Here is a 19,564-nt window from a genome sequence, read left to right as displayed (position 1 = left end):
CCAGTCCCTTCAGACCTCCCATCGTTTGACGAATCCGGCCGCCTCGTAGCGGTCTGACAGTGCTGGCTGCAATTTGTGGCCGGCTGCGCTATTCGTCGAACTATCGGAGAAGATTCCGTGAATTTGCGTTGCATGTGGGTACTGACTTTGGTCGGTACCTGCAGCGTTGCCCCGTGCGGCTTCGCTGCTGAACCTTTGCGCCTGGAAGAAGCGGTTGCCCGCGCTCTCCAGGCAAATCCTACAATCCAAGCCGAAGCCGCCCGCCTGGAGGCGGTACGTAATCGTGCACAACGAGAGGCCCTTCCTGCTCCCTATGTAGTGGGGGCCGACTTTGAGAACGTGGCCGGTACCGGCGGGCTGAGCGGTGTTGACTCAGCTGAAACCACCTTGCGTATTGGGCGCGTCCTAGAGCTGGGTGGGAAGCGTCATGCCCGCACCGCATTGGGGGATGCCGAGATCAACCTTCAGCGAGGCGCTGAAGGCGTGGCCAGACTCGACATCACCAATAGCACCACGCAGAGATTCATCCAGGCCGCTGTCGCGCAGGAGCATGTGGAACACGCCGAAGAGCGGGTTCGCCACGCGAACAGTACGCGTAGAGAAGTTGCCAGGTGGGTGCAGGCAGCACGTAATCCGGACTCCGACCTTCGGGCCGCTGAGATTACGTTGGCCGATGCCGAACTGAAACACGAGCAGGCGCTTCAAGCCCTCCAGGGAGCCAAGGCACGTCTTGCTGCCAGCTGGGGAGCCCTAACCCCGGACTTCGATACCGTTGACGCGAATCTGGACACCCTGCCCCCACTCGCGGATTTCGGAACCTTGGCCGGCCGCCTGCCGCAAACACCGCAACAGCGTCTTGCGCAGCTCGAAACAGCGTCTATTGCCGCTCGTCGTCGGATTGCAGTTGCAAGTGGCAAGCCGGATGTGAACGTCAGTCTTGGCGTTCGTCGTTTGGAGGCTACGGGTGATCAGGGGCTGGTGATGTCCTTCTCCCTGCCACTTGGAAGCCAACGCCGCGCGTCCTACTCCGTCGCTGAAGCCGATGCGGATCTGGCCGCTGTGCATGCTCGCGCCCAAGCCACAGGTTTGGAACAACGCCAGCAATTGTTCGATCGCTATCAGTTGATGCAGCAAGCCCGCTCGGAAGTGGAAGCGCTCCGCACCCGGATGCTGCCCAAGGCCCAAGAGGCGGTCAGCCTGACGCGCCGTGGCTTTGAAGCCGGTCGATTCTCATTCCTGGCCCTCGCGCAAGCCGAGAAGACGTTGTTCGACCTGCGCGAACGCGAGATCGAAGCGGCCGCTCGCTATTACACCCTTCTGGTCGAGGTTGAACGCCTGACCGCCCACATTCCGGATGCCTCCTGATGAAGCGCTATGCATTCCTGATCCTGCTACCACTGATGCTCGCTGCTTGTGGCGAGAAGCAGAGCACTGAACCCGCTGCGGAAGAAGCCTCGGCAGCTGCCGGCGCCGATTACGAGCGCGGACCGCATCGCGGCCGAATGCTGCGCGATGGCAACGTCGCCATCGAAGTGACGGTGTACGAAACCAACACGCCGCCGCACTTCCGTCTGTATGCCTATCGGGACAACCAGCCGATCGCCCCAAGTGGGGTGACCGCGAGCATGGAAGTCACGCGACTCGATGGCGAGGTCAACGCCTTCAGCTTCAAGGCTGAGAAGGACTACCTGGCCGCGAGTGCCGAGGTCGTGGAGCCGCATTCGTTCGACGTGAAGGTCAATGCCACGCTCGGCGGCAAAGCCTATAGCTGGACCTACGCCTCCTATGAAGGCCGAACCACGATTGATGCTGAGGCGGCAAAGGATGCCGGCGTTGTCATCCAGAGCGCCGGCCCGGCCACGATTCGCGACACCGTTCAATTGATGGGAACGGTCGCATTGAATGAGAACCGTCTTGCTGCAATCAAGGCAAGGTTCCCGGGAATCGTCCGCGCCGTGCAGGTTCAAGTGGGTGATCGCGTTGCGCGCGGGCAAACTCTGGCCACCATCGAAGGCAACGAGAGCATGCGCACCTACGCCGTGACCGCGCCGTTTGATGGCGTCGTGCTGACGCGTGCAACCAACGTGGGCGATGTGGCTGCCGACAACACCCTGATCGAGATCGCCAACCTGGGCGAGGTCTGGGTGGACCTGCGGGCCATCGGCACCGATGCCGAGCGCTTGGCGGCCGGCCAGGCGGTACAGGTGCGCTCGGCGACCGGCGAGACCACCGTGGAATCCACTATTGCCTCGCTGCTGCCAGTGGCATCCAGCGGTCAGAGCGTGGTCGCTCGCGTGAGCCTTCCCAATCCGGATGGTCGTTGGCGGCCAGGAATGACGGTCGCGGCCGAAGTGACGTTGTCTTCCGAAGAAGTGCCGCTGGCAGTGAAGGAATCCGGCCTGCAGCGATTCCGCGATTTCACCGTCGTGTTCGCGCAGGTGAAGGACACCTACGAGGTGCGCATGCTTGAGCTGGGCCGCAGGGACGGCGAGTACGTCGAGGTACTGGGCGGGCTGAAGCCCGGCACACCTTATGTGGCAGAGCAAAGCTACCTGATCCGCGCAGACATCGAGAAGTCTGGCGCCAGCCACGACCACTAAGGAACGGCCATGCTCGAAAGAATCATACGAGCGTCGATCGCTCACAGATGGCTGGTGCTGCTCCTTGTGCTTGGGCTGTGTGGCCTTGGCATCTGGAACTACAACCGGCTCCCCATCGATGCTGTGCCCGACATCACCAACGTACAGGTGCAGGTCAACACCGAAGCGCCCGGCTACTCGCCTTTGGAGGCAGAACAGCGCGTCACGTTCCCGGTTGAAACGGCATTGGCCGGCTTGGCCAAGCTTGAGTACACCCGCTCGGTTTCCCGCTACGGCCTTTCCCAGGTCACGGTGGTGTTCGAAGACGGAACCGATATCTACTTCGCCCGTCAGCAGGTTGCCGAACGTCTGCAACAGGCAGCCTCTGCCCTGCCCTCTGGCCTGAAACCTTCGCTGGGGCCGGTTGCCACCGGCCTGGGCGAAATCTTCATGTACACGGTCGAAGCAGAGCCCGGCGCAGAAGACACCTGGACCCCCATGGCTTTGCGCACGCTGCAGGACTGGGTCGTCCGCCCGCAGATGCGCCACCTCAAGGGAGTCACCGAGGTCAACACCGTCGGCGGGTATGTGCGGCAGTTCCACGTCACCCCCGACCCTTCGAAGCTTCAGGCCTATGGCCTGACCATGCAGGACGTTCTTGATGCGGTGGACCGCAGCAATGCCAACGTCGGCGCCGGCTATATCGAACGATCCGGCGAGCAGTACCTGATCCGCGTACCCGGCCAGGTGGCGGACATCGCCGGGCTTCGGAAAATTGTGGTGGCCACACGCGATGGCCTTCCGTTGCGGGTGGGTGATGTTGCCGAAGTGCTTGAAGGCAGCGAACTGCGTACGGGTGCCGCTACCAAGGATGGCAAGGAAGTGGTGCTTGGCACCGTGTTCATGCTGATCGGGGAAAACAGCCGGGAAGTCGCGCAGCGCAGCGCTGCAAAGCTCAAGGAAATCGACAAGACCTTGCCTGAGGGGGTTCGTGTACACGCGGTATACGACCGCACCGAACTGGTCGATCGCACCATCGAAACCGTTCGCAAGAACCTGCTGGAAGGTGCCCTGCTCGTCATTGCCGTGCTGTTCCTGCTGCTTGGCAACTTGCGCGCGGCATTGATCACCGCCGCGGTGATCCCACTGACCATGCTGTTGACGATCAGCGGAATGGTGCAGAACCGCGTCTCGGCAAACCTGATGAGCCTGGGTGCGTTGGACTTCGGCCTGATCGTCGATGGTGCGGTAATCATCGTGGAGAACTGCCTGCGTCGCTTTGGCGAGCAACAACATGCATTGGGACGCCTGCTCACCCGCAAGGAGCGATTTGAGCTGGCTGCCAGTGCGAGCGCTGAAGTGATCAAGCCAAGCCTGTTCGGCTTGTTCATCATCGCCGCCGTCTACATCCCGATCTTCGCCCTGTCCGGGGTGGAAGGAAAGATGTTCCATCCGATGGCGCTGACCGTGGTCATCGCGTTGACCGGAGCGATGGCGCTATCGCTGACGTTCGTGCCGGCGGCAGTGGCCCAGTTCGTGACGGGCAAGGTCTCGGAGAAGGAAACCCGCGCGATGCGTGCGGTGAGCCGTTTCTATGGCCCGCTGCTGGACAAGGTCATGTCTGCCCGCAAGCTGGTGGTGGCAGCCGCCGCCGTACTGATCGTCCTTTCCGGCGTACTTGCGACCCGACTGGGTACTGAGTTCATTCCGAATCTGGATGAGGGCGATATCGCGCTGCATGCCCTGCGTATTCCAGGCACAAGCCTGACCCAAGCGATCGGCATGCAGCGGCAACTGGAAGCTCGGATCAAGGAGTTCCCGGAAGTGGACGAAGTCGTGGCCAAGATCGGCACTGCCGAGGTGGCCACCGATCCGATGCCGCCTTCGGTGGCTGACACCTTCATCATGTTGAAGGACCGCAGCCAATGGCCAGATCCACGCAAGCCCAAGGCCGAACTCATTGCCGAGCTGGAGAAGGCCGTGCGTGCCATCCCCGGCAACAACTATGAGTTCACGCAGCCGGTCCAGATGCGTATGAACGAGCTCATCGCGGGCGTTCGTGCCGAGGTGGCCATCAAGCTGTACGGCGATGATCTGGAGCAGCTGGCAGCCATCGGCAGCCAGATTGAAAAGGTTGCCAGCAGCATCGAAGGCAATGCCGACGTGAAGCTGGAACAGGTCACCGGCTTGCCGCTGATGACCATTACTCCTGACCTGGATGCCTTGGCCCGCTACGGCGTATCGATCGACGCGGTACAGAAGACGATCTCCATGGCCCTGGGCGGTGAAGCCGCCGGCCAGGTATTCGAAGGTGATCGCCGCTTCGACATCGTGGTCCGCCTGCCTGAAAGCATGCGCGAGAACCCCAAGACCCTGGCGTCACTTCCCGTCGCGTTGCCTGCGAGCGAGGGAGCAGCTCGGGGCTATGTGCCGCTGGGCCAACTGGCCAAGGTGGAAATCGCCCCAGGCCCGAACCAGGTCAGTCGCGAGAACGGCAAGCGGCGTGTGGTGATCACCAGCAATGTTCGTGGTCGTGATCTTGGTTCCTTCGTGGAGGAGCTGCGTGAGCGCGTCGGTACGGAGGTGGCGATGCCAGAAGGCTACTGGGTCGAGTATGGCGGCACGTTCGAACAGCTGATCTCTGCCAGCAAGCGCCTTTCGATTGTGGTGCCGGTGGTATTGGTGCTGATCTTCGGCCTGCTGTTCATGGCCTTCGGCTCGGGCAAGGATGCCGCGATCGTCTTCAGCGGCGTGCCATTGGCTCTCACTGGCGGCGTGCTGGCGCTGGCGATGCGGGGAATCCCGCTGTCCATCTCAGCGGGCGTTGGCTTCATCGCTCTATCGGGTGTCGCGGTCCTCAACGGCTTGGTGATGATCAGCTTCATCAAGAAGCTGCGCGAGGACGGTGCCTCTCTCGAACACGCCGTCCATGAGGGGGCGATAACGCGCCTGCGACCGGTGCTGATGACCGCGCTGGTGGCCAGCCTTGGGTTCCTGCCCATGGCCCTTAACGTTGGTGCCGGCGCAGAAGTGCAGCGCCCGCTCGCCACAGTCGTTATCGGCGGAATCGTGTCATCCACGTTGCTGACCCTGCTGGTGCTACCGGCGCTCTACCGCCTCATCCATCGCGATGGGGACCTCAACAACACGGAGCGCGCATGAGCGCTCCTTCAATTCCGAAAGTAAAGGAGAGTTTCTTGCGCAACATCAAGCTACCTGCGGCAGCACTCGCAGGCCTTGCGCTGCTGACCACAACAGCAGCTGCGGTGGCCCATGGCGTCAGCGAGGGAGACGCCGCGTTCCTCGAAGAGAGTTCCGGCCGGAATCTGCTCGCGTTCACCTATCTTGGTGCCAAGCACATGTTCACCGGGTACGACCACATCCTCTTCCTGCTGGGGGTGGTGTTCTTCCTGTACCGGATGAAGGACGTAGGCATCTACGTCACGTTGTTCGCCATCGGCCACAGCATCACGCTGCTGCTCGGCGTGCTGGGCGGCTTCCACGTCAATCCGTACATCGTGGACGCCATCATCGGTTTGTCTGTCGTCTATAAGGCGCTGGACAACATGGGCGCCTTCCGCCGTTGGTTCGGTTTTCAGCCCAACACCAAAGCCGCGGTGATGATTTTTGGTCTGTTCCACGGTCTTGGCCTTGCTACCAAGCTCCAGGACTTCTCACTGTCCCCGGAAGGCCTCGTCGCCAACATGTTGGCATTCAACGTCGGCGTGGAGATCGGCCAGCTTCTTGCTCTGGCGTTCATCCTGATCGTCATGGGTTTCTGGCGCCGCTCGCCGATGTTTGCCCGTCAAGCCTTTGGTGCCAACGCCGTGTTGATGACCGCTGGCTTCCTGCTCATCGGCTACCAGCTCACCGGTTACTTCGTTTCCTGATCGAGATAATTCAATGTCCATTACTGCAAATCAGCCTCTTCCCAGCACCGGCCGTCTGGTCCGCGCCACCTTCATCGCCGCAGCCGTGGCATCTGTACTACTGGTCACTACCGTCATGCCTGCCGAGTACGGCATTGACCCGACCGGTGTCGGTCGGGCGTTGGGCCTGACCACGCTGGCCGAAACTTCTGCGGACGATGCGCCAGTTGCCGCCGCGCCTGTCACGGGTTCCAACAACGAGGCCAACCAGACGTTGGCCGAAAAGGCCAAAGCTGCTTTTGGTGAGAACAAGGGGCAGACGCTCGATGCCGCTGCAAACTCACTTTCTGCAGGTCCAGTGCGTACGGACACGCTTACCGTGACATTGGAGCCGGGCAAGGGCGCCGAAGTAAAAGCACATTTCAAGCAGGGTGCCGGCGCTATCTACCGTTGGAAAGCTACCGGCGACGTGGCCGTGGATATGCACGGCGAGCGCCCGGACGTTAAGGGCGCTTGGACCAGTTATTCAGTCGAAGCCGCGCAGAGCCAAGCCGAAGGCACGTTCATTGCCCCCTTCGATGGGACGCACGGCTGGTACTGGCAGAACCGTGGCACCACACCGGTGGACGTTTCGGTCGAAGTCGTCGGTTTCCAGGCTGACCTGTATCGCCCTTGATCTCCCCACACTTGATTTCAACCCGCGGTGTGTACACCGCATTTTCCGGAGTGTTACCCATGAAGATCCGCAATGTTCTCGTAGCTTGCTTCCTCGCAGCAGCCTCCACCTCCGGAGCTGCAGTCGCGCATGACCCTGCCCTGCATGAGCCCACCCCGGCTCCCGCAGCGGTAGTGAAGAAGCCTAAGCCCACCACCTGCGAGCAGTTGGCTGATACATCCAGGTACGACGTCAATCTCAATGACTCGGCCACCAAGGCGCTGAAGACCTCCTGTGATGCTCAAAAGGCGGGTGCGGCGAAGAAGTAATCTGTTTGAAAGAGCGAGCGGGACCCAGCTGGTCCCGCTCTATCTCCTTGCATGCACTTCTCGAGATTCCTTCCATGATCGACGTTCTGAAGAACTCAAGCTTCCGGAACCTGTTTGCCGCCCAGGTCGTAGCTCTGGTGGGCACGGGCCTGGCGACGGTTGCATTGGCCCTGCTGGCCTACGACCTAGCCGGTGCCGAAGCTGGCGCCGTGCTCGGGACAGCACTGGCGATCAAGATGATCGTCTATGTGACACTCGCCCCAGTCTCAGCGGCCGTAGTGCCTCCAGCATTGCGAAAGACAGTCTTGATCGCACTTGACCTGGCCCGCGCCGCGGCTGCTCTTACCCTGCCATTCGTCACCGAAATCTGGCAGGTGTACATCCTGATTGCGCTGTTGCAATCTGCCTCCGCATGTTTCACTCCCCTTTTCCAGTCACTCATTCCAGAGATTCTCAAGGATGAGAAGGACTACACCAAGGCACTATCGCTCTCCCGCTTGGCGTATGACCTTGAAAGTCTGTTGAGCCCTGCGTTGGCTGCGGCGTTGCTTACTCTGATCAGTTTCCATGGGTTATTTGCCGGGACTTCTGTTGGCTTCGTACTCTCCGCGGTACTAGTTTTCTCAACCGTCTTTCCCTTGATCGCCGCCAAGCGAGGAGATGAGGGACCGTACACGCGAGCCATTCGAGGAATGCGCATCTACCTGCGCACACCGCGTCTGCGTGGTCTGCTGGCACTGAACCTTGTCGCTGCTGCGGGCGGATCGTTGGTTTTCGTCAACACGGTGGTTGTGGTGCGTAGCGTCCTTCAAGGTGGTGAGCGTGAAGTCGCCTGGGCGCTGGCTGCTTTTGGTATCGGATCGATGGCCATCGCCATGCTTCTGCCGAGGCTTCTGGACAAGGTCTCAGATCGACGAGTCATGCTCTCGGCTGCCGGATTGATGTGCGCGGTGCTGGCCTGCCTTCTGGGAATCTGGATTGGACTGAATGGAGCCGTCAATTGGCTTGTGGTCATACCAAGCTGGGTACTTCTCGGAGTGGCTTACGCGGGGCTGGTCACCCCCGGAGGTCGCTTGCTTCGCCGTTCCGCTGATTCCGCAGATCTGCCATTTTTGTTCGCTGCGCAATTTTCGCTATCGCATATTTGCTGGCTGATTGCTTATCAGCTTGCAGGCATGGTCGGTGCGAAATGGGGAATGCCGATAGCCATAGGTGCGCTGGCCTGTCTAGCCATCGTCGGCTTCGCGGCGGCATGGCGCTCATGGCCAAAAGCAGATCCTGAAGAAATCGAGCACGGCCACGATAATTTGCCTAGCGACCATCCGCACTGGGCCGAACATCCAGCAGTGACAGGGAGGCACTCGCATCGCTTCGTAATAGATGACCTGCACACCAGATGGCCGCATTGAGCGGTTGAATCCCAGGCCAGAAGCTGACCCCCGCCCTACCCCTGATAACGCACCCTAATCGGAACGTTCACCGCCGTTCTAGGGCCTGGAAGTAGTCATCGCATAAACCAACATCAGCAGACAGAATGAGGCGCAGTGGCCAAGCAACGGCCGCATTCAGCACATCCGTCATCGCTCGCCCTTACTGAGTACTGTCTTTTTGATCGAATGCGAATTGTTCCAGCCCCGGGTCGTTAGCGATTACCCGGGCTCCCCCCCGTATTCACCGGCACCCCGAGAAGGCTAACCGAGGCCTTGACGAGTGTCCGTGTCAAAGCAAAGGGAGTTCAGTGCAGAATTTAGGCGCGCAGCGGTTGAGTGGGCCAGAGCCGAGCCGCGCGTCAGCTAGGCTCAGATGACACGAAAGTTGGGGGTCATCGCCTTCTGCTCTCTCGCTTACAGCTGAGCGTCGCGTAGAAGCTCGTGTGCCCTCACACCCAGGCCGACGGCCAGTCTGCTGAGAGTCGCAATAGTAATGTTTTTCTCACCTCTCTCGATCGCGCTGTAGTAAGCACGGTGCATTGAGATCGAATCGGCAAATTGCTCTTGGCTCCAGCCTTTAGCTGAACGCACGGCGCGAATTGCCAAGCCAAGTTGTCGGGCCTGAATGTCTTGCTGCATACAGCAGAGCATTGTTCTCAGGCTACTTCTATCGCTACCACTGTATAAGTAGACTACTTATAAGTATCGCTCGAGCCTTGCCATGGCCCTGCTCCTAATTGATCCTGATTGCGACCTCCTGATTGCTCTCGACGCAACTCCGGGGCTACTAGAGTCGATACAAGAACAATGGTCCCGACTGCAACATGATCCTGAGCGAGAGTCGTTCGGCGAGCGGCTGAGCATGCGAGTGCTCCCCGTTCTCGCTGACTGCCTGGATTGGGATCTCAAGCCACCTACAAGTGCGCAAATCTACTTTGCGGTCTCCATTGCGCGGAAGCTTCAGGTGGAGATTCCCTCCGGAGTACTGCAGCGACGAAGCGACATGACCGAATTCTTGGACAAGCACTGCCCGTTGCTGGCCGCGCGGCCAAAGCTCAAACGTTCCTCCCCCCGTCGGCGAACCAACAGGTAACCCGCGTTCAATCGCAACTTTCCATTTTGCTATCCCTCAAGAAAAAGAAGCAGCTTTGCGGCGCGTTGCCTTCGCAACTGGGCGGACAACCTGAGCTATCATCGTCAACGGCCACGTTTTTTTAAGAGCGACTCCTACGTGGGGGGCGCCTGAGATCCCCACTTTGACGCCGCTCCAAAGCTCTCGCAATTTCAGCTAACTGCGTCCCACATCCGTAGTGCACTCGTGTACGCCAGCGCGCCTCCAACCATTGCCATGCTTCCAGAGGCCATCTTGGCAACGCGGTGGGCATTCTTTCTCTCATGGCAATCCAAGCTCTCCACGCAGAAAAGAGCGCTGACATTCGATCCGCAGGCCCAAGCGCGCCAACTCTGCTCGGGCCGTTTGGCGGGTGAAGATTGTTGGGCAAAGACTTAGCCAACCAACCCTTCTCAGTCAACAGCCAGTTGCAACCAACGCTAGCGATCATCGCAGAGGTCGGGCTCCAGTTTCTTGAAGCCGCCAAAAGGAGATCTCGCCTGAAGCGACGCTCGACTAAATAAAGGCTTTTGTCATCTCGCCACTCGCGCAGCCAGCGATCCCACGCCTCCAACTCCGGATCATCCGAGATGTTCACGCATCTAGATGGTGACCTGTACCAAAGAAGAACTCTGTGCTCATCGCAGCTGATACTTCTTACATCCAGCCACTTGGCTAGAACCGGATGGCGTATTCCTGACAAGCCTTCGAGAGCACAATTGGGACAGTAGATTTCCCGCCAAACCGGTGCAACCCGAAGATCCACGGGAATCTCGTTTATCTGACCGAGTCCAGGAGGCAATCCTGACCAACACTTCTTATGTGCTAGGCGCTCTGGCTCAGCAGGGTCAATCCCGCACCAAGCCCACCATTCTTCCTCCGCAAGCCCGAGACGAACGCGCGTGGCATCCAGCCAGGAACGAATGCTTTCTCCCGGGAACACGTCGGCCCACACCGGAAGGTTAGAAATCTCCATGCCGAGTCCCCTCCCCCACGTATCCATGGCTTAGGGCGATATCAAGTAGCCGAATGTCGATGCGCGCCAGACCTTGCGAGTCAGCAATACGTTTCGCGTTACATATGACTTCAAGAACCCGCGATGTAGTACAGCAGCCTCGGGACACCAACCACCGAACAATCGCTTGGTCGCTCAGGCCTGATGCCTGAGGCAACCGGAGCTCTAGTTCAATGCTTGCGAGGAAGGACCGAAATGACTCTGACTCAGCCCACATAGGGATTTCTACTCGAGTGAAGCGTGACTGAAGCTGCTCATCAGCAGCTAGGACGTTCACCAGGTTCATTGTGGAGGCGATGGAAATAGTGACGCCGCGATTTGTGATTGCCTTGATGAACGCTAAAGATTGCTGCTGTGTCGACCTCCCCGCGTTGAGAAGATTTCCCGCTTCATCTATGAGAATCTGACGAACTCCGGACGATGCAATAAGCGTCAGCGCGACTTCACATAACGCAGACGGCGACGTCCTCCCGTCTTCAGTAGCGGGGCTGTTTAGAGTCCGGTGCTCATCGTAGCGGTATTGGCCGCGAGTTGTCGTGCATAGGCGGCGGGCGTCAGGCCGCCGAGTGCTTTTTTCGGCCGCTCCTCGTTGTATTCACGCCGCCAGGTTTCGATGACGGTACGGGCCTGCAGCAGGCCGATGAACCAGTGCTCGTTGAGGCATTCATCGCGCAGGCGGCCGTTGAAGGACTCGATGTACGCATTCTGGTTCGGCTTGCCGGGCTCGATCAGGCGCAGCGCGACGCCGCGCGCATGCGCCCAACTCACCATGGCCTTGCCGCAGAACTCCTTGCCGTTGTCGGTGCGGATCACCTGGGGCAGGCCGCGACTGAGCGCCAGACGGTCTAGGATCCGCGTCAGCATCAAGCCGGAAATCGCACGCTCCACCTCGATCGCCACCGCCTCGTGGGTGGCGTCGTCGACGATCGTCAGGCACTTGAGCACGCGCCCCTCGGCGGTGCGATCGAACACGAAGTCCATCGACCACACCTGGTTGGCTGCGGACGGCCGCAGCAGCGGCTGTCGCTCGGCAACCGGCACCTTCTTGCGCTTGCGTCGCCGCACCTGCAACTGTGCCTCCCGATACAGCCGCTCCACGCGCTTGTAGTTCACGTGCATTCCCGCCTGACGAAGCTTGAGGTGGATCATCCCGACGCCATAGCGCTTGTGCCGCTGCGCCAATGCCAGGATCCGCGCACGCAGCTCGACATTGCGGTCGGGCCGTGGTGCATAGCGATACGCGCTGGCGCTCATCCGCACCGCCGCCAGCGCCCGCCGTTCGCTCAGTCCCTTCACGATCATCTGTCGCACCACGTCGCGCCGGACGGGTGCGGTCACGGCTTTTTTCGCAGGACGTCCTTGATCACGTCGTTCTCGAACATCTGTTCGGCCAGCAGCTTCTTCAGCCGGGCGTTCTCCGCCTCCAGCTCCTTCAGCCGCTTCGCGTCCGGCACGCTCATCCCGCCGAATTTGCTGCGCCACAGGTAGTACGAGGCTTCGCTGAATCCGTGCCGTCGGCACAGGTCCTTCACCGCCATGCCGGCATCGGCCTCACGCAGGAAGCCGATGATCTGTTCCTCGGTAAAACGCTTCTTCACGTCCAATCTCCTTGGGTTGCGGGATTGGACTCCAAATCGCCGTGCTACTCAAAACCGGGGGGACGTCGGCGCTGCGGCTTACGGCTGCGGAGTACCAGGCCTTGCTGGCACGCTGGACCCAGGACGCCCAAGCGTTGGAGAGCGCACGGGTCAAGCTGGCCAATGCTCACGCCGACTTGGCCAAGGAGCGAGAACGGCGTGAACAAGCCGAGGCCGAAGCGTTGCGTGCCGGTGTGCGCCAGGACACCTTGGAGCAGTTGCTGGCGCAGTTGCGGCCCGATCGCGCCGACAGTTCAGGTACCAACAAAAATCCGGCAACCAAATGATTTCACGGAAGAAAAAAAAATTCTGGGGGGCATTTTTGCACGTATCTCGGCTTAACCCCACATCCGCCATCCTTATGGGGTTTCCATGGGGGGTGCGCGTGACTTTGTCCGTCGACTCAACACCGACCTTCGCTCGACGCCTCCAACAAGCCCGCCTGCACACGGGTTTGTCGCAGAAGGAGTTGGGCATCCGGGCCGGTCTGGATCCTTACGTGGCCAGCCCCCGAGTCAACCAGTACGAACGTGGCAAGCACGAGCCCAAGCTGGAGACTGCTGAGCGGTTGGCCCAAGCGTTGGGGATCCCCGCCGCCTTCCTTTACACCGACGATGATCTGCTGGCCAAGTTGCTCCTGCGCTGGGGCTCGCTAAGCAAGCAGCAGAAGCGGGAGTTGGTGAAGCTGATCGAGGCCACACCCGAGAAGTAAACCGAACAAGCGCTAGCCCTATGGGCAACCCTTCGCCTCAACCCGCCCATTGGGCGCTCCTGGAGGGAGCTGCAGTGGCCGTGACTAGTGCGACTGACAAGTGGCGGCATCTCAGGCCTACTTGAGATTTTGTTCACGACCGATACACACGCGCCTTGTCTAAAGTGATTTACAATGTCGCCCGTGTCAGCCTCCTCACTTCTACTGCGACTGCTCCTGATCGTCATGCTCGTGCTTAACGGCGCGTGGTCGGCATTTGCGTCGATCAGTATGAACCCGGCCATGGAAGCGCAGGCCAGCGAAGTGGCTGCCGCGGTGCAAGGCGACGAAGACTGCGTCGCCCATCACAGTGCTGAGAATCATCCCGATGCCACCTCGATTGAAAGGGCTGGCACTGGGCATGGCGACCATGCCGGTCCCGACTGTTGCAAGTCTTCTGCGTGCCGGTGCGCCTGCGTACACGCGTGCGCGAGCGCACTTCCGGCGCGCCTGCATGTTTCGGTGCAACTGGCCTTGGGCCTGGATGTCATGCCGCTGCCCCTAGGGCATGCGGCACCTGCCTTGCCTCATCTGATCCGACCACCGATCGGCTAAGCGTCCCTAAGCGCCGCAATGGCGCCGTTGGTGTGGCTTGCATGCCTATTTATAGGCCAGCCGCCCGCTCTGTACCACCGCCCGCCGGTGGCAACACGACGCTTGGAGCATTTTCATGTCGCATGATGATTTTCGTGGTCCACACGGTGGACCGCCGCTGCTACCTTCGCGGCGGCGATTTGTCCAGGGCTTGGCCTTGGGAGGCGCAGTCGCAGGATTAGGTTTCTGGCCCAAAGCCAGTTGGGCGCTCAAGGGCCCGGGACAACCCAACGTACTATCGGGCACCGAGTTTGACCTAACCATCGGCGAGACGCCGATGAACTTCACCGGCAAGACCCGCACCGCGATCACCGTCAATGGGTCCGTTCCGGCGCCGTTGCTGCGTTGGCGGGAAGGCACCACGGTCAACCTGCGTGTCTCCAATGCATTGCCCGCTAACTCCCTCCATGGCGCGGACACCTCCATCCATTGGCACGGCATCATTTTGCCGGCCAACATGGACGGCGTGCCGGGCCTGAGCTTTGACGGTATCGGACGTGGTGAGACCTACCACTACCGGTTCACCCTGCATCAGGGCGGCACCTACTGGTACCACAGCCACTCGGGGTTCCAGGAACAAGCCGGGCTCTATGGCCCGATCATCATCGACCCATTGGAGCCGGAGCCCTTCAGCTTCGATCGCGACTACGTCGTGATGCTGAGCGATTGGACAGACCTGGACCCGACGGCCCTGTTCGATCGTTTGAAGAAGATGCCGGGCCATGACAATTACTACAAGCGCACGGTCGGCGATTTTGCGCGCGATGTGAAGCGCAACGGCCTGTCGGCCACGTTGGAAGATCGCAAGATGTGGGGCGTGATGCGGATGACGCCCACGGATCTGTCCGACGTCAACGCCAACACCTACACCTACCTGATGAACGGCACGACCTCGCTGGGCAACTGGACCGGTTTGTTCCGCAGTGGCGAGAAGGTGCGCCTGCGTTTCATCAATGGCTCTGCCATGACGTACTTCGATGTGCGTATTCCGGGGCTAAAGATGACCGTGGTGGCAGCAGATGGCTTGTATGTCCATCCGGTTTCCGTCGACGAGTTCCGCATCGCGGTAGCAGAAACCTTCGATGTGATCGTGGAGCCCTCCGGGCAGGACGCATTCACCATCTTTGCCCAAGACTCCGGTCGCACCGGCTACGTCAGCGGCACGCTCGCCGTGCGCGAAGGATTACGCGCGCCCGTTCCGTCTGTGGATCCCCGGCCGCTGCTGACGATGGCAGACATGGGCATGGATCATGGATCGATGGATATGTCTGGCGGCAGCAAGGGCATGGAAGGCGGCTGTGGTGCGGCCATGGGCATGCCTGGCATGACCCCACCTGCCAGCGGTAACGCGACCTCGGCCCATGCAGGCCATGCGATGCCCGCCGCCGGCGATGGTGCCATGGCAGGCATGCAGCACGGGGGCATGCAATCACACCCTGCCAGCGAGACCAACAATCCCCTGTTGGACAACCAGGCCATGAGCGTGAGTTCGCGCTTGGATGATCCGGGTAATGGCCTGCGCGATAACGGCCGTCATGTACTGACGTATTCCATGCTCAAGAGCACCTTTGAAGACCCTGACGGACGCGACCCCGGTCGCGAGATCGAGCTGCATCTGACCGGACATATGGAGAAATTCTCCTGGGGCTTCAACGGTCAGAAGTTCTCCGATGTCAAGCCGCTGCGGCTGAACTACGGCGAGCGTATGCGCATCGTATTGGTTAACGACACGATGATGACCCATCCCATCCATTTGCACGGCATGTGGAGTGACGTGGAGGACGACAACGGCAACTTCATGGTGCGCAAGCACACGGTGGATATGCCGCCGGGTAGCCGACGCACGTATCGCGTGCGTGCCGATGCGTTGGGCAGCTGGGCGTTCCATTGCCACCTGCTTTATCACATGGAAGCCGGAATGATGCGCACGGTGAGGGTCGACGAATGAACATCAATAGACGCGATACCACCCTGACTGCGCTGACGCTGGCTATCTCGCTGGCCCTGGCCAATGCGGCCAGCGCCCAATCCATGCAGCACGGCTCCATGCCGATGGAGCAGGGCGCGCAGACCCAGACTCAGGATCACTCTGCACAACAGGCGCCGACATCAAAACCTGCGCCAGCCCAAAAGCCTGCAACACCGGCCAAGCCGAGCGAAGCGACGATCGATCATGCGACGATGGGCCACGCCGCGCCGCAGGCTAAAGCAGCCGAGCCTGCCATGCAGGGCATGGACCATTCGCAAATGGGGCACGTCTCGCCCGCGAGCACACCTGCGGCGCCCACAGCACAGGCGCAGTCGATGCAGGGCATGGATCACAGTCAGATGGCACAGCCCGCTGCAGCCGACACCTCTAGTACGGCCACGCCTGCGATGCAGGGGATGGACCATTCCAAGATGGGGCACGGCGCGCCTCCGAGCACGCCCGCAACGCCCAAAGCGCAGACACAGTCGATGCAGGGCATGGACCACAGTCAGATGGGACACGGGCCTGCAGTGCCAACGCAGCCGCGCACCCCGATACCCGCGGTGACGGACGCGGATCGCAAGGCGGCCATCGCGCCGGAACACGCGCATCCGGTGCATGACAACTCGATCAAGAGCTACGTGCTGCTCAATCGCCTGGAAGCCTGGGATGCCGATCCGGGCACCGGGCTGGGCTGGGAGGGCCAGGCTTGGATCGGTACGGACCTCAATCGCGTCTGGCTCCGCAGTGAAGGCGAACGCACGGATGGTCAGACCGAGTCGGCTGATCTGGAAGTGCTCTACGGCCGCAGTATCTCCACGTGGTGGGATGTGGTGGCCGGTGTGCGTCATGACTTCAAGCCTGGGGCATCTCAAAACTTCGCCGCTATCGGTGTACAGGGCTTGGCGCCGATGAAGTTCGAAGTGTCCGCCACAGCCTATCTCGGCGAAGGGGGCCAGACTGCCGCCAATGTCGAGGCCGAGTACGAATTGCTGCTAACCAACCGGCTGATCTTGCAGCCGCTGGTGGAAGTCACCGCCTATGGCAAGAACGATCCATTGCGCGGGATAGGTTCGGGTCTGAGTACCGCTGAGGCGGGGCTACGACTTCGTTATGAGTTCACCCGAAAGTTCGCTCCCTACATCGGCGTGGTGTACGAGCGCGCGTTTGGCAATACCGCAGACATGCGACGCGAGCATGGCGAGTCCTTTGAAGACACGCGCTTGGTCATCGGCCTTCGTACCTGGTTCTAAGGGGAACTGACAATGAAATCCAACAAAAGGATGTGGGTATGGCTCGGTGCCGGCGTGGGATTGGTTGCGGTCGCGGCAACTGCCACGGTCTCTCTGGGCGTGTACAACGTGGCCGCCGACGATCCGCATAGTCGCCCGGTGTATGCGCTACTTGAAACGGCGCGCGAGCGTTCCATTGAGGTGCGCGCCGCCAAGCTTCAGGTGCCCACGAACCTGGATGATCCTGAGCGTATCCGCCAGGGTGCGGGCAACTACAACGCCATGTGCGTGACCTGCCATCTTTCGCCAGAGGCGGCGGCCACCGAGATGAGCAAGGGCCTGTACCCCGCGCCACCGAACCTAAGCAAACAGTCGGTCGCTCCAGCTGAGGCGTTCTGGGTGATCAAGCACGGCATCAAGGCCAGCGGCATGCCCGCGTGGGGCGGCAGCATGGACGATGAGTTCATCTGGAACATGTCGGCCTTCCTGCAGAAGCTGCCCACGCTGGACAAGGCCGGTTACCAGGCGTTGGTGGCCAGCAGTGATGGTCATTCGCATGGCGGCGGCGAGACGCAAGGCCACCATGACGACGAAAAGGCCGAGGATCACCCTGCCCTATTCGAGCCGGGCAACAACTCCATGCCGCATGCGCACCCGCCGGGCGTGGACGACGATCACCACGGCCCGACACCCAGCGACACGGAAGTCGGGTTGGTGAGCCACGGCCATCCCGACGGCAAGGTGGAGTCGCACCCTGCACCACACACGCCCGTGGCCGATGACGGCCATGCGCACACCCATTGATCTCCTTGGAGCCCACGCAATGAACGCAACAGCAATCTCGTTCACCCTCGCACTGGCACTGGCCGTCGTGTCCCCCGCAATGGCGCAGGCGACACAGCCGCACGCACATCACCCCGCTGCCGCGGCATCTGCGGACGTCGACGTCCCAGTCACTGCAGAGGCCGCGGTCGCCGTAGCGGAGCGTTTCAACAGGGCCCTGTCTAGCGGCGATCTGGCCACGGTCGAAGCCCTGCTCGCTGCCGACGTCCTCATCCTCGAGTCCGGGGGTGCCGAGCGCAGCCGCGAGGAATATCTGGGTCATCACGCAGTCAGCGATGCGGCATTCCTCAAGGGCGCCCATCGCCAGCTGCTCCGTCAGCGTGCACGCACCGCTGGTGAGTTCGCATGGGTCGGAACCGAAAGCGAGCTGCACGCCCAGAAAGACGGTAAGCCACTGACCGTCCAGAGCACCGAGACCATGGTGCTGAAGCAGACCACCGACGGTTGGCGGATCGCCCACATCCACTGGTCTTCGCGGACCAAGCGCTAAGCGGAGAACCAGAAATGAAAACCTGCAGATTGAACCGACTGGCGTGGGCGGCTTTTGCGGTCGCCGGCCTGGGTGCCTGCACCCAAGCGGCTACACCCGCGCAATCCACCATCGCGCCCACTGCACAGGTCGTCCCGGAAACAGCCGACGCGACTCCAGCCGCCCTGCCACGCATGACCGTCCACAAGACCCCGACCTGCGGGTGCTGCGGTAGCTGGATCGACCACGTGAAGAAGGCGGGGTTCACCGTGGATGTGCATGACATGGATGACCTGGGTCCGGTCAAGGAGCGCCTGGGTGTCCCCTATGCAAAGGGCTCCTGCCACACGGCCGAGGTCGACGGATACGTCATCGAAGGCCATGTCCCGGCCGAGGACATCAAGCGCCTCCTCGAAGAAAAGCCGGACGCACGCGGCCTGGTCCTGCCCGGAATGCCGCTCGGTTCGCCGGGCATGGAGGTCCCGGAAGGACGCCAGCAGCCGTATACGGTCGAGCTGGTCCATCACGACGGAACCACCGAACCCTTCGCACAGCATTGATCCGCAAGAGCAACAGGGGGCGGTGTTGCGGGCGCGCCGATTCTCGTCCGCGATGAAGCAGGAGATCCACATGACTCACCATTCCGAAGACCACCGGTCTCAGGCCATGAACGAGTGCATCGACAACTGCACGCAATGCCACGCGATTTGCCTTGAGACCATCAACTATTGCCTGAGCAAAGGAGGTGCCCACGCAGCCCCGGAGCACATCGCCCTGCTGGCGACGTGTGCCGATATCTGCGCCACCAGCGCCGACGCCATGTTGCGTGGCGCCAGCGCTCACTCGGTGGTTTGCAGTGCCTGCGCGGAGATCTGCCGCCAGTGCGCCGAAGCATGCGACGCCATGAACGACCCGGAGATGGCGCGCTGCGCCGAAGTTTGTCGCCGTTGCGCGGAAAGCTGCAGCGCCATGGCGGCTTGACGCGTCGAGGATCCCGCCTGAGCGGCGGGATCCTCATCTCAAATATCAAAAGCCGACCAACCGTGGTTTCGGTGACAGCCCGACACCTAACGCTTGTCGG

The 19,564-nt window shown here is 61.0% G+C and carries 18 protein-coding genes and 1 pseudogene; 16 read left to right on the top strand and 3 right to left on the bottom strand.

What is annotated here, in order from left to right; all coding sequences use genetic code 11:
• The first annotated feature begins 132 nt into the window (after positions 1-132).
• The 7 genes from ABB22_RS02215 (at position 133) to ABB22_RS02190 (ending at position 8,841) form a co-directional block, all read left to right on the top strand.
• The gene (locus tag ABB22_RS02215; protein WP_082592140.1) at positions 133-1,365 is read left to right on the top strand and encodes a TolC family protein; all 1,233 of its coding nucleotides are present in this window, start codon (positions 133-135) and stop codon (positions 1,363-1,365) included.
• The gene (locus ABB22_RS02210; protein WP_057505031.1) at positions 1,365-2,600 is read left to right on the top strand and encodes an efflux RND transporter periplasmic adaptor subunit; all 1,236 of its coding nucleotides are present in this window, start codon (positions 1,365-1,367) and stop codon (positions 2,598-2,600) included. Before ABB22_RS02215 ends, ABB22_RS02210 begins: the two co-directional genes overlap by 1 nt.
• Positions 2,601-2,609: 9 nt before the next feature.
• Entirely contained in the window at positions 2,610-5,741 is a 3,132-nt protein-coding gene (locus ABB22_RS02205) for an efflux RND transporter permease subunit (protein ID WP_057505030.1), read from the top strand.
• The gene (locus ABB22_RS02200; protein WP_057505029.1) at positions 5,738-6,469 is read left to right on the top strand and encodes a HupE/UreJ family protein; all 732 of its coding nucleotides are present in this window, start codon (positions 5,738-5,740) and stop codon (positions 6,467-6,469) included. Before ABB22_RS02205 ends, ABB22_RS02200 begins: the two co-directional genes overlap by 4 nt.
• A 13-nt stretch (positions 6,470-6,482) precedes the next feature.
• Positions 6,483-7,124 carry a hypothetical protein gene (locus tag ABB22_RS02195; protein ID WP_057505028.1) on the top strand — a complete coding sequence of 214 codons (642 nt, stop codon included), beginning with the start codon at positions 6,483-6,485 and terminating at the stop codon, positions 7,122-7,124.
• Positions 7,125-7,183: 59 nt separating this feature from the next.
• The gene (locus ABB22_RS17655) at positions 7,184-7,432 is read left to right on the top strand and encodes a hypothetical protein (protein WP_082592139.1); all 249 of its coding nucleotides are present in this window, start codon (positions 7,184-7,186) and stop codon (positions 7,430-7,432) included.
• Between the two features lie 74 nt (positions 7,433-7,506).
• Positions 7,507-8,841 (top strand): MFS transporter, encoded by a 1,335-nt coding sequence (locus tag ABB22_RS02190; protein ID WP_057505027.1) that lies wholly within the window; start codon positions 7,507-7,509, stop codon positions 8,839-8,841.
• Between the two features lie 435 nt (positions 8,842-9,276).
• Here the strand turns inward: ABB22_RS02190 and ABB22_RS17650 are convergent, their stop codons facing one another.
• From ABB22_RS17650 to ABB22_RS02185, 3 genes are all read right to left on the bottom strand, one after another.
• Positions 9,277-9,501 carry a helix-turn-helix domain-containing protein gene (locus ABB22_RS17650; RefSeq protein WP_082592138.1) on the bottom strand — a complete coding sequence of 75 codons (225 nt, stop codon included), beginning with the start codon at positions 9,499-9,501 and terminating at the stop codon, positions 9,277-9,279.
• A gap of 1,434 nt (positions 9,502-10,935) precedes the next feature.
• On the bottom strand, positions 10,936-11,583 hold the full coding sequence (locus tag ABB22_RS18985; RefSeq protein ID WP_082592137.1) for a TniB family NTP-binding protein: 648 nt from the start codon (positions 11,581-11,583) through the stop codon (positions 10,936-10,938).
• Positions 11,481-12,526, bottom strand: a protein-coding gene (locus ABB22_RS02185; RefSeq protein ID WP_425477777.1) for an IS3 family transposase whose coding sequence is annotated in 2 segments (ribosomal slippage) — positions 11,481-12,326 and positions 12,329-12,526 — 1,044 coding nt in all. Because the reading frame shifts where the segments join, the coding sequence is not laid out codon by codon here. The genes ABB22_RS18985 and ABB22_RS02185 overlap by 103 nt, the downstream gene beginning before the upstream one ends.
• Before the next feature lie 128 nt (positions 12,527-12,654).
• Here ABB22_RS02185 and ABB22_RS02175 point away from each other — a divergent pair.
• The 9 genes and pseudogenes from ABB22_RS02175 to ABB22_RS02140 all read left to right on the top strand — a co-directional run.
• Positions 12,655-12,912: pseudogene (locus tag ABB22_RS02175) on the top strand (DNA-binding protein); the annotation flags it as partial.
• Positions 12,909-13,337, top strand: coding sequence for a helix-turn-helix domain-containing protein (locus ABB22_RS02170; protein ID WP_425477767.1), 429 nt, complete (start codon positions 12,909-12,911; stop codon positions 13,335-13,337). The pseudogene ABB22_RS02175 and the gene ABB22_RS02170, both read left to right, overlap by 4 nt.
• Before the next feature lie 174 nt (positions 13,338-13,511).
• Positions 13,512-13,931: a CopL family metal-binding regulatory protein gene (locus tag ABB22_RS17640; RefSeq protein WP_080354476.1), complete on the top strand. Its 420-nt coding sequence runs from the start codon at positions 13,512-13,514 to the stop codon at positions 13,929-13,931.
• Positions 13,932-14,046: 115 nt separating this feature from the next.
• Positions 14,047-15,918 carry a copper resistance system multicopper oxidase gene (locus ABB22_RS02165; RefSeq protein WP_017354985.1) on the top strand — a complete coding sequence of 624 codons (1,872 nt, stop codon included), beginning with the start codon at positions 14,047-14,049 and terminating at the stop codon, positions 15,916-15,918.
• Complete coding sequence (locus tag ABB22_RS02160; protein ID WP_017354984.1) at positions 15,915-17,192, top strand: copper resistance protein B; 1,278 nt, start codon at positions 15,915-15,917, stop codon at positions 17,190-17,192. Before ABB22_RS02165 ends, ABB22_RS02160 begins: the two co-directional genes overlap by 4 nt.
• Before the next feature lie 12 nt (positions 17,193-17,204).
• Positions 17,205-17,975, top strand: coding sequence for a c-type cytochrome (locus tag ABB22_RS02155; protein WP_026070603.1), 771 nt, complete (start codon positions 17,205-17,207; stop codon positions 17,973-17,975).
• A gap of 19 nt (positions 17,976-17,994) precedes the next feature.
• Complete coding sequence (locus tag ABB22_RS02150; protein WP_026070602.1) at positions 17,995-18,504, top strand: nuclear transport factor 2 family protein; 510 nt, start codon at positions 17,995-17,997, stop codon at positions 18,502-18,504.
• 14 nt (positions 18,505-18,518) lie between these two features.
• Positions 18,519-19,043, top strand: a complete 525-nt coding sequence (locus tag ABB22_RS02145; RefSeq protein WP_229301210.1) for a DUF411 domain-containing protein — start codon at positions 18,519-18,521, stop codon at positions 19,041-19,043.
• A 52-nt stretch (positions 19,044-19,095) separates the two neighbouring features.
• Positions 19,096-19,464, top strand: coding sequence for a four-helix bundle copper-binding protein (locus tag ABB22_RS02140; protein ID WP_017354980.1), 369 nt, complete (start codon positions 19,096-19,098; stop codon positions 19,462-19,464).
• Positions 19,465-19,564 lie beyond the last annotated feature (100 nt).

The sequence above is a fragment of the Stenotrophomonas nitritireducens genome (genome assembly GCF_001431425.1).
In the GTDB taxonomy this organism is placed as follows: Bacteria; Pseudomonadota; Gammaproteobacteria; order Xanthomonadales; family Xanthomonadaceae; genus Stenotrophomonas; species Stenotrophomonas nitritireducens.
This window is presented reverse-complemented; position numbering and strand designations above follow the sequence as displayed.